General features: G+C 74.4%; 12 protein-coding genes. 4 read left to right on the top strand and 8 right to left on the bottom strand.

What is annotated here, in order from left to right:
• Positions 1–56: 56 nt before the first annotated feature.
• Complete coding sequence (locus tag ACFYNS_RS24440) at positions 57–596, bottom strand: HNH endonuclease (protein WP_019358101.1); 540 nt, start codon at positions 594–596, stop codon at positions 57–59.
• 274 nt (positions 597–870) lie between these two features.
• Between ACFYNS_RS24440 and ACFYNS_RS24435 the strand changes: the two genes are divergently transcribed.
• Positions 871–1,854, top strand: a complete 984-nt coding sequence (locus ACFYNS_RS24435; RefSeq protein WP_360303087.1) for a mechanosensitive ion channel family protein — start codon at positions 871–873, stop codon at positions 1,852–1,854.
• A 223-nt stretch (positions 1,855–2,077) separates the two neighbouring features.
• Here the strand turns inward: ACFYNS_RS24435 and ACFYNS_RS24430 are convergent, their stop codons facing one another.
• From ACFYNS_RS24430 to ACFYNS_RS24400, 7 genes are all read right to left on the bottom strand, one after another.
• Complete coding sequence (locus ACFYNS_RS24430; RefSeq protein ID WP_388605078.1) at positions 2,078–3,577, bottom strand: FHA domain-containing protein; 1,500 nt, start codon at positions 3,575–3,577, stop codon at positions 2,078–2,080.
• Between the two features lie 87 nt (positions 3,578–3,664).
• Positions 3,665–5,020 carry a VWA domain-containing protein gene (locus ACFYNS_RS24425; RefSeq protein ID WP_360303644.1) on the bottom strand — a complete coding sequence of 452 codons (1,356 nt, stop codon included), beginning with the start codon at positions 5,018–5,020 and terminating at the stop codon, positions 3,665–3,667.
• Positions 5,021–5,171: 151 nt separating this feature from the next.
• Entirely contained in the window at positions 5,172–6,644 is a 1,473-nt protein-coding gene (locus ACFYNS_RS24420; protein ID WP_388605114.1) for a PP2C family serine/threonine-protein phosphatase, read from the bottom strand.
• Positions 6,645–6,646: 2 nt separating this feature from the next.
• The gene (locus ACFYNS_RS24415; protein ID WP_388605112.1) at positions 6,647–9,319 is read right to left on the bottom strand and encodes a tetratricopeptide repeat protein; all 2,673 of its coding nucleotides are present in this window, start codon (positions 9,317–9,319) and stop codon (positions 6,647–6,649) included.
• 65 nt (positions 9,320–9,384) lie between these two features.
• A complete protein-coding gene (locus tag ACFYNS_RS24410) occupies positions 9,385–10,710 on the bottom strand; it encodes a hypothetical protein (protein ID WP_388605076.1) in 1,326 nt (441 codons plus the stop codon).
• Between the two features lie 116 nt (positions 10,711–10,826).
• Entirely contained in the window at positions 10,827–11,876 is a 1,050-nt protein-coding gene (locus tag ACFYNS_RS24405; protein ID WP_388605074.1) for a glutamate ABC transporter substrate-binding protein, read from the bottom strand.
• Between the two features lie 242 nt (positions 11,877–12,118).
• A complete protein-coding gene (locus ACFYNS_RS24400) occupies positions 12,119–13,561 on the bottom strand; it encodes a hypothetical protein (protein ID WP_388605072.1) in 1,443 nt (480 codons plus the stop codon).
• A gap of 487 nt (positions 13,562–14,048) precedes the next feature.
• Here ACFYNS_RS24400 and ACFYNS_RS24395 point away from each other — a divergent pair, with 487 nt between their 5' ends.
• From ACFYNS_RS24395 to ACFYNS_RS24385, 3 genes are all read left to right on the top strand, one after another.
• Positions 14,049–14,774 (top strand): ABC transporter ATP-binding protein, encoded by a 726-nt coding sequence (locus ACFYNS_RS24395; RefSeq protein ID WP_360301506.1) that lies wholly within the window; start codon positions 14,049–14,051, stop codon positions 14,772–14,774.
• Complete coding sequence (locus tag ACFYNS_RS24390) at positions 14,771–15,847, top strand: ABC transporter permease (RefSeq protein ID WP_360301503.1); 1,077 nt, start codon at positions 14,771–14,773, stop codon at positions 15,845–15,847. Before ACFYNS_RS24395 ends, ACFYNS_RS24390 begins: the two co-directional genes overlap by 4 nt.
• Before the next feature lie 255 nt (positions 15,848–16,102).
• On the top strand, positions 16,103–16,507 hold the full coding sequence (locus ACFYNS_RS24385) for a globin (RefSeq protein WP_360301500.1): 405 nt from the start codon (positions 16,103–16,105) through the stop codon (positions 16,505–16,507).
• The last annotated feature ends 189 nt before the right edge of the window (positions 16,508–16,696 follow it).

Here is a 16,696-nt window from a genome sequence, read left to right as displayed (position 1 = left end):
CGGGACGTACGAAGGCCGCACCCGCGGGGCGGGGGCGGCACGACAAAGCCCGGGTCTCAGGCAGTGGATCTGCCGTCGATCCGGGCGAGATCGTCATCCGCGCCGTACGGCTGGAGGTAGGGGAGCCACCGTGGGTCCCTGTGCCCCGTGCCGATGATGCGCCAGGCGAGGCCGGAGGGCGGGGCCGGTTGGTGACGCAACCGCCAGCCCAGCTCGGCGACCTGGCGGTCGGCTTTCACATGGTTGCAGCGGCGGCAGGCCGCCACGACGTTCTCCCAGGCGTGCGCCCCTCCCCTGCTGCGGGGGATGACGTGGTCGACGCTGGTTGCGATGCCACCGCAGTAGGCGCAGCGGCCGCCGTCCCTGGCGAACAGCGCACGGCGGGTGAGGGGGACACTGCCGCGAAAGGGCACCCTCACGAACCGCTTGAGACGGACGACGCTGGGGGCGGGTATGACGTGGGTGGCGCTGTGCATCAGGGCGCCGGAGTCCTCGAGGCTGATCGCCTTTCCGTTGAGGACGAGTACGAGCGCGCGGCGGAGCGGTACGACGCCGAGCGGCTCGTACGACGCGTTGAGGACCAGGACATGCGGCACGGTGCCTCCTTGTACGTCGGCGGCGCGTGGCTCGCGCCGGGACGATCTCCCCTCAGTGTGTCCCGTGCCCTGGTCACTGCGCCACCACGACCGGGAAAGGAGATGTGCGTGTTTTGGACCACACCGGCCGCCTCCCGGCCGGAACGGCCTCCCCGCCCGAACGCCTGGCCCCATACTGCTCGGTGGCACCAGATGTGAAGCCCCTGCGCCGTTAGTGTGGTGCCGGCATTCGTACGGGTGCCTTGCCGAGGTGACACGCACGGAAGGTCGACCTGTGTACTGGCTGCTCAGCGCATCGCCCCCGCCGGACGGCCCCCAGCCGCCGAAGTCCCTGGAGGACGCCCAGGACAGCGCGGGAGAGGCGGCCGGATGGGTCCAGGAGCACTGGTCGGACTGGCTCGCCTCCGGGGTGCGCATCGTGTTCGTCTGCGTCGTCGCAGTGGTGCTGCGCTACCTGGTCCGGCGCGCGATCACCCAGCTGATAACCCGGATGAACCGCAGGTCCGAGATCAGCGACAGCGGCAAGGCGCTGCGCGGGCTGCTGGTGAGCGGCGAGCGGCGCAAGCAGCGGTCCCAGGCGATCGGCTCCATCCTGCGCAGCGTCGCCTCCTTCGTGATCATGGGCACCGCGGCCCTGACGGTGCTCTCCGGGCTGGGCATCAACCCCGCGCCGCTGCTGGCCAGCGCCGGCGTGGCGGGCGTAGCACTGGGCTTCGGCGCCCGCAACCTGGTGACGGACGTCCTGGCGGGGATGTTCATGCTGCTGGAGGACCAGTACGGGGTCGGCGACCGGGTGGACGCCGGAGAGGCGTCCGGGGTCGTCCTGGAGATCGGACTGCGGGTGACGCAGCTGCGCGGGGACGCGGGCGAGATCTGGTACATCCGCAACGGCGAGATCAAGCGCATCGGCAACCTCAGCCAGGGCTGGTCCATGGCGGCCCTGGACGTCCGGGTACGCGCCGAGGAGGACTTGGAGGAGGTCCGGGCCGTGATCGTCGCGGTGGGCGAGGAGATGAGCAGGGAGCGCCCCTGGGACGAGATCCTGTGGGAGCCCGTGCAGGTGCTCGGCCTGGACGAGGTGACGCTCGACTCCATGGTGGTGCGTGTCTCGGTCAAGACCATGCCCGAGAAGAACCTGGCGGCGGAGCGGGAGCTGCGCTGGCGGGTGAAGAAGGCGCTGGACGAGCGCGGCATCCGGATCGTCGACGAGCCCTCACTCGCCCTGCAGTCCCTGCCGTCGCCCTCCCTGGAGAAGTAGACCCCGCGGATCGTTCCCGGAGGCCCCGGAGGCCCTCACCGAAGAAGCAGTACCGGCGGGCGGCGGCCCGGACCGGCCCGGCGCCGCGCCCCCGGCCGCCGGGAGAGTGCCCGGCGCCGGGGGACACGACCGCCGCCGGGCATGCCGGACCGCCGCAGGGGGCGTGGGGGCGCACCCTCACGCCCCCCCCTGCGGCCGGGACTGCCGTTCGGGACTACCGGGACTACCGGCGCACGAGCGTGATCGTCGTCCACGCGCCCACATGGACCCGGTCGCCCTCCTTGAGGGGGACGGGCACGAACGGCTGGACCGGTTCCTCGGCGCCGTTGATGGTGGTGCCGTTGGTGGAGTCCTGGTCGACGACGGACCAGCTGCCGTCGGGCTGCTGCACCAGCACCGCGTGCTGATGCGAGACCCCGGGGTCCTCGGGGGAGCGGCCCAGATCGATGTCCGGGGCCTCCCCCGTGGACGCGCGGCGGCGGCCGATGGTGACCTGCGGGCCGGTGAGCGGCAGCTGCTGCTCCGGGGAGTACGCGGGAAGGTTGAGCGCCGCCGCCTCGGGGCCGCTGCGCTGCATCATCGCCATGAAGTACGTACGGTCCGGGCCGATCATCGCCGTCCACGCACCGCCGCCCTGCGGCACTCCGCCGCCCTGCGCAGCATGGTCCGGCCCGCCGTGGTCCGGGATGCCGTGGTCCGGGATGCCGTGGTCCGGGGCGGGCTGACCGCCGTACTCCGCGGGCCCGCCCTGCTGCGGGGAGCCCGGGCCGGGGCCGTGCTGGGCCGGTAGGCCGGGCGGGGCCGGAGGCGGCCCGGGATGTCCGCCGGGCGCCTGCGGGGTCGCCGGGGGTGTCGGCGGTGCTGCCGTCTGCTGCTCGGCGGGGCCGGGCGGGGACAGCTCCCAGTCGCCGCCCGCGGGCTGAGCATGCGGACCGCCGTACGGGTCCGCGGGAGGAGCAGGGGGATAGGGCTGTCGGCCCGGGTAGGGCTGCTGGCCCGGGCCGGGGAAGCCGCCGGGGCCGACCGGGCCGGGCGCGGGTGCTCCGGGCCCGCCGGGGGCCTGCTGCTCGCCGCGGCCGTCCGTCCCGTAGCCGTGTCCGGGGCCCTGGCCGGGTGCGCCGGGCATGCCCGGCGCACCGGGCTCACCCGGGTGACCCGGCCCGGCGCCGGGGCCCTGCGGACCCGGGCCGTCGAATCCGGGCGGACCGGACGGGCCGGGGGCCTCGGGACCACCGGGGCCACCCGGACCGCCGAAGGCGGGACCGCCGGGGCCGGGGGGCGGGGGCGCACCGGGGCCGCCCATGCCGGGGCCCGGGGCTCCCGGGTCCGGGGCGCCCGGCCCGGAGGGGGGCGGGAAACCGGGACGGGCTGCCTGCGGCTGCTGGCCCGGCGGGACATAGGTGGTCGGCGAGTGGGTCAGGAAGTTGTAGCGGCACTCCTCGCAGAAGGGCGCCTGGGACTCGCGCGGCGTCCCGCACTGGGGGCACGGCTCGGACGGACCCGAGCCGGGTCCCGGGTAGCCGTAGCCCTGTCCGGGCGGGGGCGGGCCGGGCGCGGGCGGCGGACCGGGCGGGCCCGGGTAGCCGTAGCCGCCCGGGGCGGGCGGCTGAGGAGGCGGCGGTGCGGCACCGGCGGGCGACCCCGGCGCTTCGGCCATGCGGTGGCCGCAGACCTCGCACCAGTCGTCGGCCGCTGACTGGTGGCCGTTCGGGCAAGTCGGCATGGTGGTGCCTCCCCCTCCGTGCTCCTGCTCGTCGGTACCTGCTGGTGCGGGTCACGCCGGTCGTGCGGAGGCGCCGCGGCCGGGACGCTAGCGCTTCACGCGGACCGTCTTGGTGGACCGCGTCTCCAGCGTCATCTCGTCGGCCTCGGCGACCTTCGTCTTCAGTCGAACAGTACCCGTCGCGGCATCCACCACGTCGACCACCTTCGAAAGCAGTTTCGCAGTATCCGTGTTCCCCGACGCGTTCGCCAACTGCACTGCTCGCCCCAGTTTGGCCGTTGCGCCCGCTTCGTCCCCCGCCTTTCGGAGATCGAGACCCGTACGGATCACCTGGGCCAGTTCGGCCTGCCCTGTGTAGTGCGCCACCTGCGGGTTGATGGAGGTGGTGGCCGCCAGGTCGTCCGTCCACACCGCCCGCACCAGCGCCTGCCCGAGTGTCTGCGCGGTACCGCCGTCCGGCGCGGGCAGCACCAGCGAGACCCGCGCGGCGAGCATCTCCTGGCCGATCCCGGCGGCCGGCACCTCCACACAGACGTGGTAGTCGCGCGACTCGTCCCCCCAGGACCCGGTCGGGTAGTCACCGGCGCGCGGACCGGCCTCCGTGCGGCGGCCGGTCAACTCCTCGACCGTGGGGGCCACCTGTTTGACGAACGCGATCCGGGAGCCCTGCGGTGTCCACAGCCGGAGCGCCACGTCGGCGACCTCCTTGCCCATGGCGCTCTCCATCATCCTGGTGAAGTCCGCCGCCAGCCCGTCCGGATCGGCCACGATGTCGGCGGTACCGAGCAGCGCCGAGGCGATCCCGGTGACCTCCTGGACCTCCCAGTCGGTGCCCACTCCCCGTGCGTCGCAGGTGAAGTGGCCCGCGCACGCCTCCAGCGCCGCGCGCAGCGCGGCGGGTTCCTCGTGCTCGTTGCGCCCGTCGGTGAGCAGGATGCCGTGCCGGATGGTGACGTCGGCGGCGCTCAGCAGTCGGTCGGCCAGCCGCAGCCAGGTGCCGATCGCGGTGCCGCCGCCCGCCGACAGGCCGCGCAGCGCGTCCTTGGCCTGGGCCCGGGTGGTGGCGTCGGCGACGGCGAGCGCGCCACCGCCGGGAAACACCTCCTTCGCCCTGTGGGTGCCCGCCACGACGGCGAAGGAGACACCGTCGCGGAGCGTGTCGATCGCGGCGGCGGTGGCGTCGCGCGCGTTGCGCATCTTGGTGGGCGGGTAGTCCATCGAGCCGGAGCAGTCGAGCATGATGACGACCGCCGCGTCGGCCCCCTCCGCAGCCGGAACCCGACCCGGCCCGGTCACCGGCAGCGGTATGCCGCCGGTCGTACCACCCCCCGTGGAGGTGACGGTGACCACGGCGTTGACCTCTTGGGCACCTTCGGGCAGATACGCGTTCTGGTAGACGTCCACCGAGAAGCGCGGCGCGTTGGACTTCGCGAAGTTGGCCATCTGTTCCGCTCCTGTTTGCTCTCCAGTGACAAGTGGACAACGGGGCGGGGCGGAAGCGCGGTGGCACGTGCGGTACTTCCCCCCGGACAGCGCTCCCGTCGCCCCCGGCACCGCACAGCGGCGTCCGAAGGCCCCCCGCAGCACGCTCGGTTCAGGCCGAGCCCGCCCCTCCCGACGGCACGGGGAACGGCAGCACGGCCACCGTCACGTTGTCGTGCCCACCACCGTCCAGCGCATAGCCGACCAGGTGCTGCGCGGCCTGCAAGGGGCGTGCCGAGGCGTCGGCCGGTACGGCCGCGGCCATCTCCCCCGCCGACTCCGCGTAGTTCCACAGCCCGTCGGTGCACACCACCACGACACCGGGCTGTTCGGGTTTGAACGAGCAGGTGTGCGGGTCGATCTCGTAGGCGTCCGCGCCGAGCCAGCCGGTGATCGCGTGCGCCCGCGGGTCGGCGTAGGCCTCGGCCTCGTTCATCAGACCCGCGGCGACCATCTGGGCCGCCCAGGAGTCGTCCTCGGTCAGCCGCGCGGGGGCCGAGGCGCGGTCGTCGGGCACCCAGTAGACGCGGCTGTCGCCGATCCAGCCGACGGTCACGACGCCCTCCACGCTGACCGCGCCGACGACGGTGCAGGCCGGAGCGTTCTTGGACGGCTCGACCGGGGTGTCGGCGGCCAGCGCGTTGACCGCCTCCGAAGCGGCCACCAGCGCGTCGTGCATGGCCTGCTGCGGATGGCGGCCCGCCGGCACCTCCCGGCGCAGCGAGGCACCCGCGGCCTCGGCCGCCGCCGCCGACGCCTCGTCGGGGCGGGTGGCCGAGGAGACGCCGTCGCAGACGACGGCGAGCGTCGCGGTCGCGCCCTCCGGCGTGGCGGCCTCGGCGATGGCGAAGTAGTCCTCGTTGCGGTGGTGCCGCAGCCCCCGGTCGCTGGCGGCCGCGACGGTGCCGAGCGCGGACTCCATGTGGTCGCGTTCCCGGGGCTGCTTGTGGCCGCAGTGCTCGCAGTAGCCGTCACTGTCGATCGTCCCGGTGCCGCAGGCCACGCAGACCGGCCCGGAGGACTGCGGCGCGGCGGCGGCCGTACGCGGATCGGAGGCCGCCGCGGCGGAGCGCGCCGCGTCCGGCTCGCCGCGCGGGTCCGGTGCGGCGGGTGCCACCGGCGCGGCGGACGGGGCGGCCGGGGCGCTCCCGGGCGGCGCGGGGGCCGCCCCGTGCGCTCCGGCAGCGGACGGCTGCGCGGCGTCAGGACCGGTCGGCGCCGGAGGGGGCGGCGGCGGGGGCGGCGGCACGCTCGGGACCGGGGGCACCGGGCCCGAGCCGGCCGGGCCTCCCGCGGGCCCATCCGGTGCCGCGGGAGGCGCCTGGCCGGGTCCGGCCTGCGGCGGAGCCGCGGGGGGCGGTGGCACCTGAGGCGGCGGCGGGACGTCCTGGCCGGGCGGTGCGGCCGCCGGGAGGCCGTCCGGAAGCGTGGGTTCCCGCCGCGGCGCCGGAGGGGTGCCGCGGCCGGCTGCGAGGCCCTGCACGGCGGCTGCCAGGTCCGCACCGCAGGCGCCGCAGAAGCGGTCGCCCTCCTCGAGCGGTTCCGCACAGCTCGGGCAGGCGGAGAGTTGGTCCAACTGAGGCATGGTCACACCCACGTCCTGGGGCGGAAACGGTTGGCCCGCTCCACCAGTTCGATCCTCGCGGTTCCGCTCTGCGCGTGCCGGGCGAGCAGCCGGTAGGAGCGCTCCAGGCCGAAGCGCAGCCCCTCTTCGGTGAGCGGGCTGTCCAACAGCCGTACCCCGGCACCCGGCGGTGCTCCCGGCGCACCCGCAGGCGCGGGCCCGGAGGAAGCAGCCCCCCGGGCGGGAACAGCCTGGCACAGCAGCCAGTCGAGTGCGCACCCGAGTACCTCGCAGGTCAGCTCGTGGCGGCGCACCTCGTCCAGTCCGACGTGCTGGAGATCGGCCACCTGCTGCGCGGCCGCGCGCAGTTCCTCCAGCAGCGGCTCGTGCGGCGAGCGCTGCCGCAGCCGGGCGCGTACCGCCGCGATGCGCGCGGCGGTGTAGTGGATGGAGGACTCCGGCACCGACTCCAGCACCTGGACGGCGCCCGGCCGGTCGCCGGTCGCCAGCCGCACCCGGGCCAGCCCGAACGCGGCGCTCACATACGACGGATCGGTCGTCCACACCAGCCGGTAGTACTCCGCCGCGTTGTCCGACTGGCCGAGCACCTCCGCGCAGCAGCCCAGGGCCAGCTTGGGCGCGGGCTCGCCGGGGAACGCGTCGTAGACCGCGTCGAAGGAGAGCGCAGCGGTCTCCCGGTCGCCGGTCGCCAGCGCCGCCAGGCCGCGGTACCACACGACCCGCCAGTCGTCGGCATGCCGGGCCTCCAGGGCGTCCAGCGCGTCGAGTGCGGCCCCGGCGCCCTCCTGGCCCGCGTCGCTCTCCAGGAGGGCGCGCAGAGTACGCAGCCGCACCTCCGGCGAGTCGGCCGGCGCCCCGTCCAGCGCGGTGAGCAGCTCGGCGGGGGAGGAAGCCGACAGCCCGGCGAGGAAGCCCGCGTTGGGGTCGGCGGCGTCGACGCGCGGGACGGGCAGCGCCAGCGCCGTCAGCCGGGTACGGAACGGGGCCAGCGCGACGCCGCCCCCGGGGGCGGCGGCCGGGCTCTCGCCCCCGGGCTGGGGGAACGAGGCGAGCGGCGCGGGCGGCGCGGTACGGGCGGCCGGCACCTCCGGCGCTCCGGCGGGGGCGGGCGGCGCGGCGATGCCGCCCGCCGCCTGCGGCACCTCCGGAGCGGTGGGCGCGCCCCCGGACGCCGCGGAACGGCCCGCTCCCGCGAGCGCGGCCCGCCGGGCGCGGCGCTTCCCCGCCGCCGGATCGCGCGCCCCCAGCAGGGAGGCGTCGCCGGACTGCGGCGCGAACAGCTCGGTGTCCACGACCCGCGGTTCCGGACCGAAGAGGGTGGACAGGGCGGGGCGCGGCTTCCCGGTCTGCAGCGCCACGACCTCCCGGAGCACCCCCAGAAGCTGGTCGGCCATCTCCTGCGCGGAGGCGAACCTGCGGCGCGGGTCGGGGTCGGTCGCCCGCACCAAAAACCGGTAGAAGGACTCGTACCGCTGGAAGACCCCGATGTTCTCCGGGTTGGGCAGGCTGTCGACGTAGACGTTGGTGTAGCCCTGGAAATCGAAGGTCAGGACGGCGAGGGTGCGCGCCACGGTGTACAGGTCCGAGGCGACCGAGGGACCCTCCTCGGCGACTTCGGGCGCCTGATACCCGACGGTGCCGTAGATGGCGCTCTCGTCGTCGTCCATGCGGCGCACCGCGCCCAGGTCGATCAGCTTGAGCTGGTCGTCCTGCTGTATCGCGTTGTCCACCTTGAAGTCGCAGTAGAGCAGGTTGCGGCTGTGCAGATGCCCCAGGGCCTCCAGGGCCTCGATGCCGTAGGCGCACGCCTGCTCCACGGGCAGCGGGTCGCGCTTCCCCGCCGGGGTGCGGCGGTCGTTGGCGATCTGCTTGAGGGAGCTGCCGCCGACGTACTCCATCACGATGTAGCCGTCGAGGCTGCCGGTGCGCTGGTCGAGGTGCTCGACGAAGTTGTAGATGCGGACGATGTTGGAGTGCTCGATCTCCGCCAGGAAGCGGCGCTCGGCGATCGCCGCCGCCATCGCGTCCTGGTCACCGGTGTCCAGCAGGCCCTTGAGGACCACCCAGCGGTCCGAGACGGCCCGGTCGACGGCCAGGTAGACCCAGCCGAGTCCGCCGTGCGCCAGGCAGCCCGCGACCTCGTACTGGCCGTGCACGATGTCGCCGGGACGCAGCTTGGGCACGAACGAGTAGGGGTGGCCGCACTTGGTGCAGAACCCCTCCGTGCGGCCGGGCCGGTCGCCGCGCACCCGCCCCACCGCCGCGCCGCACTCCCCGTTGCTGCAGAAGCGCTTGCGCTCGGGCACCTCCGGGTCCGCCAGGACGACCCCGGCCGGATCCGGCCGGGGCACCTGCGGGATCTGCACCAGTCCGGCGCCCAGCCTGCTCCGCCCGGAACTCTTGGCGGAGGTGCTGGAGCTGCGGACGGAGACCGAGCGCTCGGTGCCGCGCCCGGACAGCGCGCGGGAGAGCCGCCCGGAGACCGAACGGCGCGAGGAGCGCGAGCGCGCCGAGCCGCGGGAGGAGGTCCGCGCGGAGCCCGAGCGCGCGGAGCCGGAGGAGCGGCTGTGCCGCGCCGGGCCGGTCATCCCGGTGGGCGCAGCGCCCAGCATTCCGCCGGGTGCCACCACGGGGGCGAGCCCGCAGGTGCCGCAATACAGCTCGCCTCCTCCCATGTCCTCGTACACGCCGTCGCACTGCGGCCGCTGGCACGGCCGCTCCGGTGCGCTCGTCTGCTCGCTCACTCTGCCCCCATGTTCATCGCTCCGCCCGCGGCGTCCCGGGTCTGCCGCCGGTGCTGCAGTGCCTCCTGTGCGGCCCGCTGGTAGCGCAGTACGGCGTCCTCCGCGGCCCGCAGGTCGCAGGGGGCGCTCCACAGCATCCGGCGCGCCGTGTCGTAGCGCTCGATGAGCAGGCTGTCCTCGGCGAGACCGTGCTGGGCCACCTTTGCCTTGTACGCGTCCAGGCGGCCGCGCAGTTCCGCCCGCACGGCCAGTGGCGCGGTGACGGCGGAGAGTTGGGCGCGGGCCCGCTGCAACTCGTCCTCGGCACTCACCTCCAGCTCCTCCAGCAGCGGTGAGAGCCGGTGCCACTGCGCGTACCTGCGGTGCCCGACGGCTTCGGCGAGCCGGCTGTGCAGCGCCGCGGGCGGTCCGCTGACGGCGGGCACCTCGGAGGCGGCGATCTTGGCCAGCACCTCGCCGCGTGCCGCGCGAGCCTCGGCGAGTGTGCGGTCGGCGCGGGTGAGCAGGTCGCGCAGTTTCATCAGCCGCTGTTCGGCGTCCTGCCGCACGGCGAGCACGGCGTCGATCTCACGCCGTACCTCCTCCAGCGCGCGGGCGGCACTGTCGTAGCGGGTGGTGTCCGGTCTGCCGCCGCCCGGCGCGCCGCTGCCTCCGGTGGGTGTCCAGAAGGCGAGCGGATCCCGGACGACCTCCTGGCGCAGCACGGTGAGTTCGCCGGTGATGCGTTCCAGATCGTCGGCGGACGGGTGCTCACCGGGGCGCACGCCCACCGAGTGCGCCAGGGAGCGCACGCGGCCCAGTTCGGCAGCGAGCATGTCGATCCGCGCCGGCAGCGCGGACCACACGGAATCGGCCGCCGCCACCACGTCGAGTGCCTGCGCGTACCACCCGTTCATCCGCTCGACGAGCTGCCCGAGGGTCACCTCCTCGGCCAGCTTCTGCGCCCCGGACAGGCTTGCCCCCTCGGTACCGGGCAACCCCGCGCCGGGGACGGTGAGGGTGCCGCGCAGCAGCCGGGTCAGCTCGACCAGGTCGTCACGGCTGGGCCAGCGGCGGCGCTCCCGCAGTTCGCGGGCCTGGCGCAAAGTGCGCGCGTAGACCTCGAACCCGTTCCACAGCGCGGTGATGGCGGCCTCGGCCCGGGCCCAGCGGTGCGCGGTCGTCCCGGCGAGCTCGGCGCCCTCCAGGAGCCTGCGCCCGGCGTGGTCCTGGAGCGCCAGCAAGGAGGACTCCACCGCCTCGTGCTCGGCGTCGAGCCGCTCCAGCACCCGGTCGGTCTCCTCCCGGCTCATCACCTCTCCGGCGGCTCCCGCGGACCCCATCGATCACCTCGCTGTTCGACTCGTACTCACGGACCCGTTCCCACGAACCGGTACGCAACGGCCACTTCGGCAGCCGCCTCGGCGGCCATGTCCGCAGTGCGACCGCCGCGTCCGGTTCAGTCGCGGTAGAGCGGCTCGGGCGGTGCGGGCTTCTTCCCTTCCGTACCCATCATGTCGTCGGCCAGCCAGCGGTCGTAGGAAGACTTCCACTTGTGCTTGCGGTAGTCCTCCAGCACCTTGTTGACCCTGCGGACCAGATCCTCGTCCTCCAGGTTCATCGCGACGCCGTACGGCTCCAGCGTCTCCGGCTCCCCCACGAGTTCGACCGAGGGGTCCTGCGCGGCCTGCCCCGCGCCCAGGGCGCTGTCGGTGACCGTCGCGTCCGCCTCGCCGAGCTGCATCCGCACCAGGCAGTCGAGCTGGTTGGGCACGACGACCGGGCGCGCGCCCAGTCCCGCGTACGCGGGGGTCTTCATCATCTTCTCCGCCGTGGAACCCGAGGCGTAGCACACGTGTTTGCCGCGCATGCTGCTGTCGAAGCCCTTGACGCGCGCGTGCTTCTTGGGCACGACCAACTGCTGGCCCGCCTGGAAGTACGCGGTGGAGAAGGCGACCTGCGCGCGCCGGGAGCAGTTGATGGTCATCGTCCGCACGACCATGTCCACATCACCGCTCTGGATGGCAGGGACACGCTGGTCGGTGGGGATGGTGCGGTAGACGATCCGGTCGGCTCCGTCCTTCCCCAGCAGATCCCGCGCGATGGCCTTGACCAGGTCGATGTCGAAGCCCTCGATGGTGCCGGTGGCCGGGTCCCGGTAGCCCCACAGATAGCTGTTCTGGTCGACACCGACAACCAGCTTGTCCTTCTTCTCGATCCGCTCGACCGCCTTCCCGGAGGCGCCGGACGGCTTGAGGCTCTCGGCGGGATTGCTGCCGTCCGCGCACTTCTCCGGCCGCGGCTCGGCCCCGGGCTCGGTGGCGGAGGCGGGCCGCCCCAGCGCGGCACCCGGACCCGAGCGCACCGCTCCGCGGTCAGCCGAGGAGCCGCTCGGGGCTCCGGTGCCCGCGACCGCGGGGACCAGTACCGCCGCCGCGGCCGCCAGCCCGCCCGCGGCGACCGCCCACGGCCTGCGGGAGGCGCCGCCCGGCCGCCCCCGTGCGGGCACCCGCTCGCTCCGGCGGCCCGGCTCGGGCCTGTCGCCGGGGCTCCGGCCCGCCGCGGCGCCGGCGGCCGCATCGCGTGCGGCGGCGTGTGTGTCCGCGGCGCGCGTCGCGTCCGCGGCACCTGTGGCACCTGTGGCACCTGTGGCACCTGTGGCACCCGCTGCGTCCGCCGCGCCCCTGGCCTCCGGCGCGTCCGATGCATCCGCTCCCGTCGCTCCCGTCGCCGACATGGCGTCCCCCTTCCTCACCTGTACTCCGCGAGCCGCCGCCCGACGCCCAACACCGTGCCCACCGCCCCGAGCACGGCCAGCAGCAGCGCTCCCACCAGCAGCCCGCCGAACCGGCCACGGCCCGCCGCGGCGGCCTCCTCGAACTGGCGCTGCTCGTGCGCCGCGGCCCGGCCCAGGCTCGCGTCCGCCGCGTCGAAGCTCTCCCGCGTGCTGTCCTCGGCACCGATCACCCGGGCGACCGCGTCCTCGTAGTGGCCGCCGTCGTCCTCGGCCCGCGCCTGCCGGTGCCGCTCCTGCCAGGTCCGCACGGCCCGCTGCGCGTCCCGCACCGCGTCACCGCCGCTGCGGTCGTCCGCGACCCGGCGGGCCTCCCCCAGCAGCCCGCCCTCGGCGCGCCGTTCACCAGTGCCCGCGACCGCGGACATCTGCTTGCGGTAGCTCTTCTCGTACGCCGCGCCGCCACCGCGCGCGACCAGCGTCATGTTCTCGTCACCGCGCGCCTGGAGGGTGCCTATCCACGCCTCGTTGAGAGCCTGCAGCGAACGCGCGCCCTTGGTGTCGGACTCGTCCAGACCCGCGCGCGCCAGCATGTGCCCCGCCCCGAGCCACACCAGCAGCGCCAGCACGGCGGCGGTCGCGCCGAGCAGACCACGGTCGAAGACCCGGTTCGTACGGCGATAGTTGCGGCGCTGCGCCCAGCCCAGCGCGGCGAGAGCCAGCACGCCGGTGCCGAGCCCGAGCAGCGGCCGACTCTCGGCGTCCGTGTAGTCGCCGCCCAACTGCTCGGTCTCGGCCGTGTACAGCTTGCGGGCGGCGGGCAGCAGTTCGCCGCGCATCTTCTCGTTGGCGTACCGCAGATAGGCGCCGCCCAGCGGCAGGCCCTGCCGGTTGTCGGCGCGCGCGGACTCCACCAGGCCCGTGTAGACCGGCAGTCCGCGGTTGAGGACGGCGATCTGCCGCTCCGCGGTCGGCGACCCTCCGGAGGCGGCCGCCGCCTCGGCGAGCAGTTCGGACGCCTCCCGGATGTCCTTCTCGTAGCGTCGGCGCTCCGAGCGGGGCTCGTCACCGCCCGCGAGGAAGCCGCTGGAGGCCGAGGTGTCGGCATCGGCCAGCGAGCGGTAGATGTGCGCGGCGTCCGCGCTCAGCGGCTGGCTGTGGTCGACCACGGCGTCCGCCGCCGCCACCCGGTCGGAGACCTGCCACGCCGACACGGCCCCGAACAGCAGCACGAGCACGACCAGGGCCGCGCCGATCGCCCGCAGCCTGCCCGGCTCGGTGGTGGCGGCCGTGCGCAGTCGCCGCACCCCCTCGGACCAGGCCGTGCGGCGCGGAGGCGGCGGCGCCGCGGCCAGCGGCCCGCCGCCCGCGGGGGCCCGGTCCGCTCCCGCCCCGGGCCCGTCCGGCGGCGCCCCGGACAGCGGCGGCGGGGCCGGTGGCACGGTCGGCTGCTGAGTCACGGCTGGAGCCCTCCCCCTCGGTTGCTGGCAGACACCCTGCCGCGTGCGTTCCCTCCGCTCCGTTCCGCGCAGCCCCCGGCTCCCCCGCCCGGGACCGCGAGCGTCGGGACGCTCCGGCCGTGGTGTCCAGGCCAGCAGTATGGCTGCCGCGGGCAGCGGTGACAGGGACTTGGCCGGGATCTTGTTCGGATCGCGACCGAATGCCCGGTCCGGGCACATCCCCCGACACCTGGCGGGGCGCGTTCCCCCGGCCGGCGCCTCCGCCGGTCGAGCGCTGCCGCCGCGCCCGCTCCTGCCCTCCCTCACGCACCCCGCGGGCCGCCCGGTTCCCGGCTTCCTGGGACGGGGGCGTGCCACGTGTGCGGGGGCCCGGGTGGCCCGGCCGCACCCGGGCGTCGCCGCTGCGTGATCCGACCGATGGCCAGGCGAGACGGAACAGATGACCGCGCGAGACCGGAATACGGGATTCAGCCATTAGCCTCCGCTCATGTCCAACGCGATCACAGCCGACGGGCTGCGCAAACGTTACGGGGAGACGCAGGCCGTCGACGGTGTCTCCCTCGAAGTGCAGCGCGGCGAGTTCTACGGCATCCTCGGGCCGAACGGAGCCGGCAAGACGACCACCATGGAACTCCTGGAAGGGCTCCGCGAACCCGACGAGGGAACCGCGCACCTGCTGGGATCCCCCTCCTGGCCCCGCGACCCTGCGCTGCTGCGCCGAATAGGCGTGCAGCTCCAGGCGTCCGCGTTCTTCGAGCGACTGACCGCCCGGGAGCAGATACGCACCTTCGCCGCGCTCTACGGCATCGAGGAGTCGCACGCCGACCGGATGCTGGAGACCGTGGGACTCGCCGAGAAGGCGAACACCCGGGAGGACAAGCTCTCCGGCGGCCAGGCGCAGCGGCTGTCCATCGCCTGCGCCCTGGTGCACGACCCGGAGCTGGTCTTCCTGGACGAGCCCACCACCGGCCTGGACCCGCAGGCCCGGCGCAACCTGTGGGACCTGCTGCGCACCATCAACTCCTCAGGCCGCACCGTGGTGCTCACCACGCACTACATGGACGAGGCCGAGACACTGTGCGACCGGGTCGCCGTCATGGACCACGGAAAGGTGCTGCGGGTGGGGCCGCCGCGCTCGCTCGTGCAGGAGTTGGAAGTCGACACCCTGGAGGACGTCTTCCTCCAGTTGACGGGGCGGGAGTACCGGGAGTGAGAGCGTTCCTCAATCTGTCGCTGGCGATGGCACGCGGGCTGGCCCGCGACCGTGCGGCGGTCTTCTTCACACTGATCTTCCCGCTGATGTTCCTGATGCTCTTCGGCGCGCTGTTCAAGGACCAAGGGGTCGGCAAGTCCGACATCGTGCAGGTCGGCAGCGTCAAGGTGCTCGACGGCATGCCCGACAAGCAGCGCGCCGGGCTGCGGGACATCCTGGAGATCGAGAAGACGGACGGTTCTGCCGCGGCCCGCCGCGAGGCCCTGGAGAAGGTCCGCAAGGGCGACGCCGACGCGGCCGTCTTCCAGCGGGACGGCAAGGTGGAACTGCGCTACTCGGCGGCCGACCAGGTGCGCTCGGGCACCGTACGGGGAGTGCTCAACAGCATCGTCCAGCAGGCCAACCAGCGGGCGACCGGGCAGCCGCCCGCCTTCGCGCTGCAGACCGACACCGTCGAGGACGAGGCCACCAAACCGATCCAGTACCTCACGCCGGGGCTGCTGGGCTGGGCGGTGGCGATGGGCGGCGTCTTCGGCTCCGCCTTCAACCTGGTGAGCTGGCGCCGGAAGCGCATCCTGCGCCGCCTGTGGCTCGCCCCGATCGGTGCGCGCAGCGTGGTCGGCGCCCGGATCGGCGTCAACCTGATGACCGCCTTCGCGCAGACGGCGATCTTCCTGGCGGTCGCCTCGCTGCCCTACTACGGGCTGGAACTCACCGGCGACTGGTGGCTGTGCCTGCCGCTGGTGGTCTGCGGCACGCTGGCCTTCATGTCCATCGGACTGCTGGTCGGCTCCTTCGCCAAGACCGAGGAGGCGGCCAACGGGATGGCGCAGCTGGTCATCCTGCCCATGGCGTTCCTCTCCGGCGCCTTCTTCCCGCTGGACAACGCACCGGGATGGATCCGCGCGGTCAGTGAGTTCCTGCCGCTCAAGCACCTGGCCTCGGCCATGCAGGACGTCCTCACCCGCGGGGAGAGCTGGGGCACCGCGCTGCCCGTCATGGGCGGACTGCTGCTGTTCGCCGCGGTGCTGACGGCGATCGCCGCCCGGGTCTTCCGCTGGGACGCCGCCTGACCGGGGCCGGGGCCGGGGCCCGGCAGCGGGGTCGGTAGTCGACTGCGGTGTCCGCCCCCCGCACCGGTGCCCGGCTGCCGGGCGGTGCCCGACTGCGAGGCGGTGCCCGACTGCGGGGCGGTGCCTGGCCGGGCCGGTTGCGGGCCGAAGGCGCGCCGGGCCGGAGGCGGTGTGATGCGGGGTCCGGAGGAGGGCGCTCGGAGGACCGGTCCTAGGTCCGCGGACCTCCTCCGGGCCGTCTGCGACCATGGACGGGTGATGGAGATTCCGCGCGGCAGTCTGGAAACGCAGACCTTCTACGAACAGGTCGGCGGCGAAGAGACGTTTCGACGGCTGGTGCACCGCTTCTACCAGGGAGTCGCCGAAGACCCCCTGCTGCGGCCCATGTATCCGGAGGAGGACCTGGGACCGGCCGAGGAGCGGCTTGCGCTCTTCCTGATGCAGTACTGGGGCGGCCCCCGCACCTACAGTGACGCGCGGGGTCACCCCCGGCTGCGGATGCGGCACGCGCCCTTCACGGTGAACCGGGCCGCACACGACGCCTGGCTGCGGCACATGCGCGACGCCGTCGACAGCCTGGAGCTGCCCGCCCCGCTGGAGGCCAAGCTCTGGGACTACCTCGTCTACGCCGCCGGCTCACTGATCAACGCCGCGGACTGACCGGCACCGGGACGGCCCTGCCGGGGCGCCGCCGCCGGCACCCGCCCTGGCTGGGACCCATCCGCTGGAAGGGCGGCGCGCGTGGCGGTGCGCCGTGGGCACGGCGGGCCCGCAGCGGGCGGGTCCCGGTGTACGGCTGCGCACGCTCTGTCGCATGCGCTCTCGGGGGTGGTCATGGCCGGGGCCCAC

This window comes from Streptomyces sp. NPDC006925 (genome assembly GCF_042869575.1).
Taxonomy (GTDB): domain Bacteria; phylum Actinomycetota; class Actinomycetes; order Streptomycetales; family Streptomycetaceae; genus Streptomyces.
Note: the sequence above shows the minus strand (reverse complement) of the source record. Positions and strands in the feature narration are given on the sequence as shown.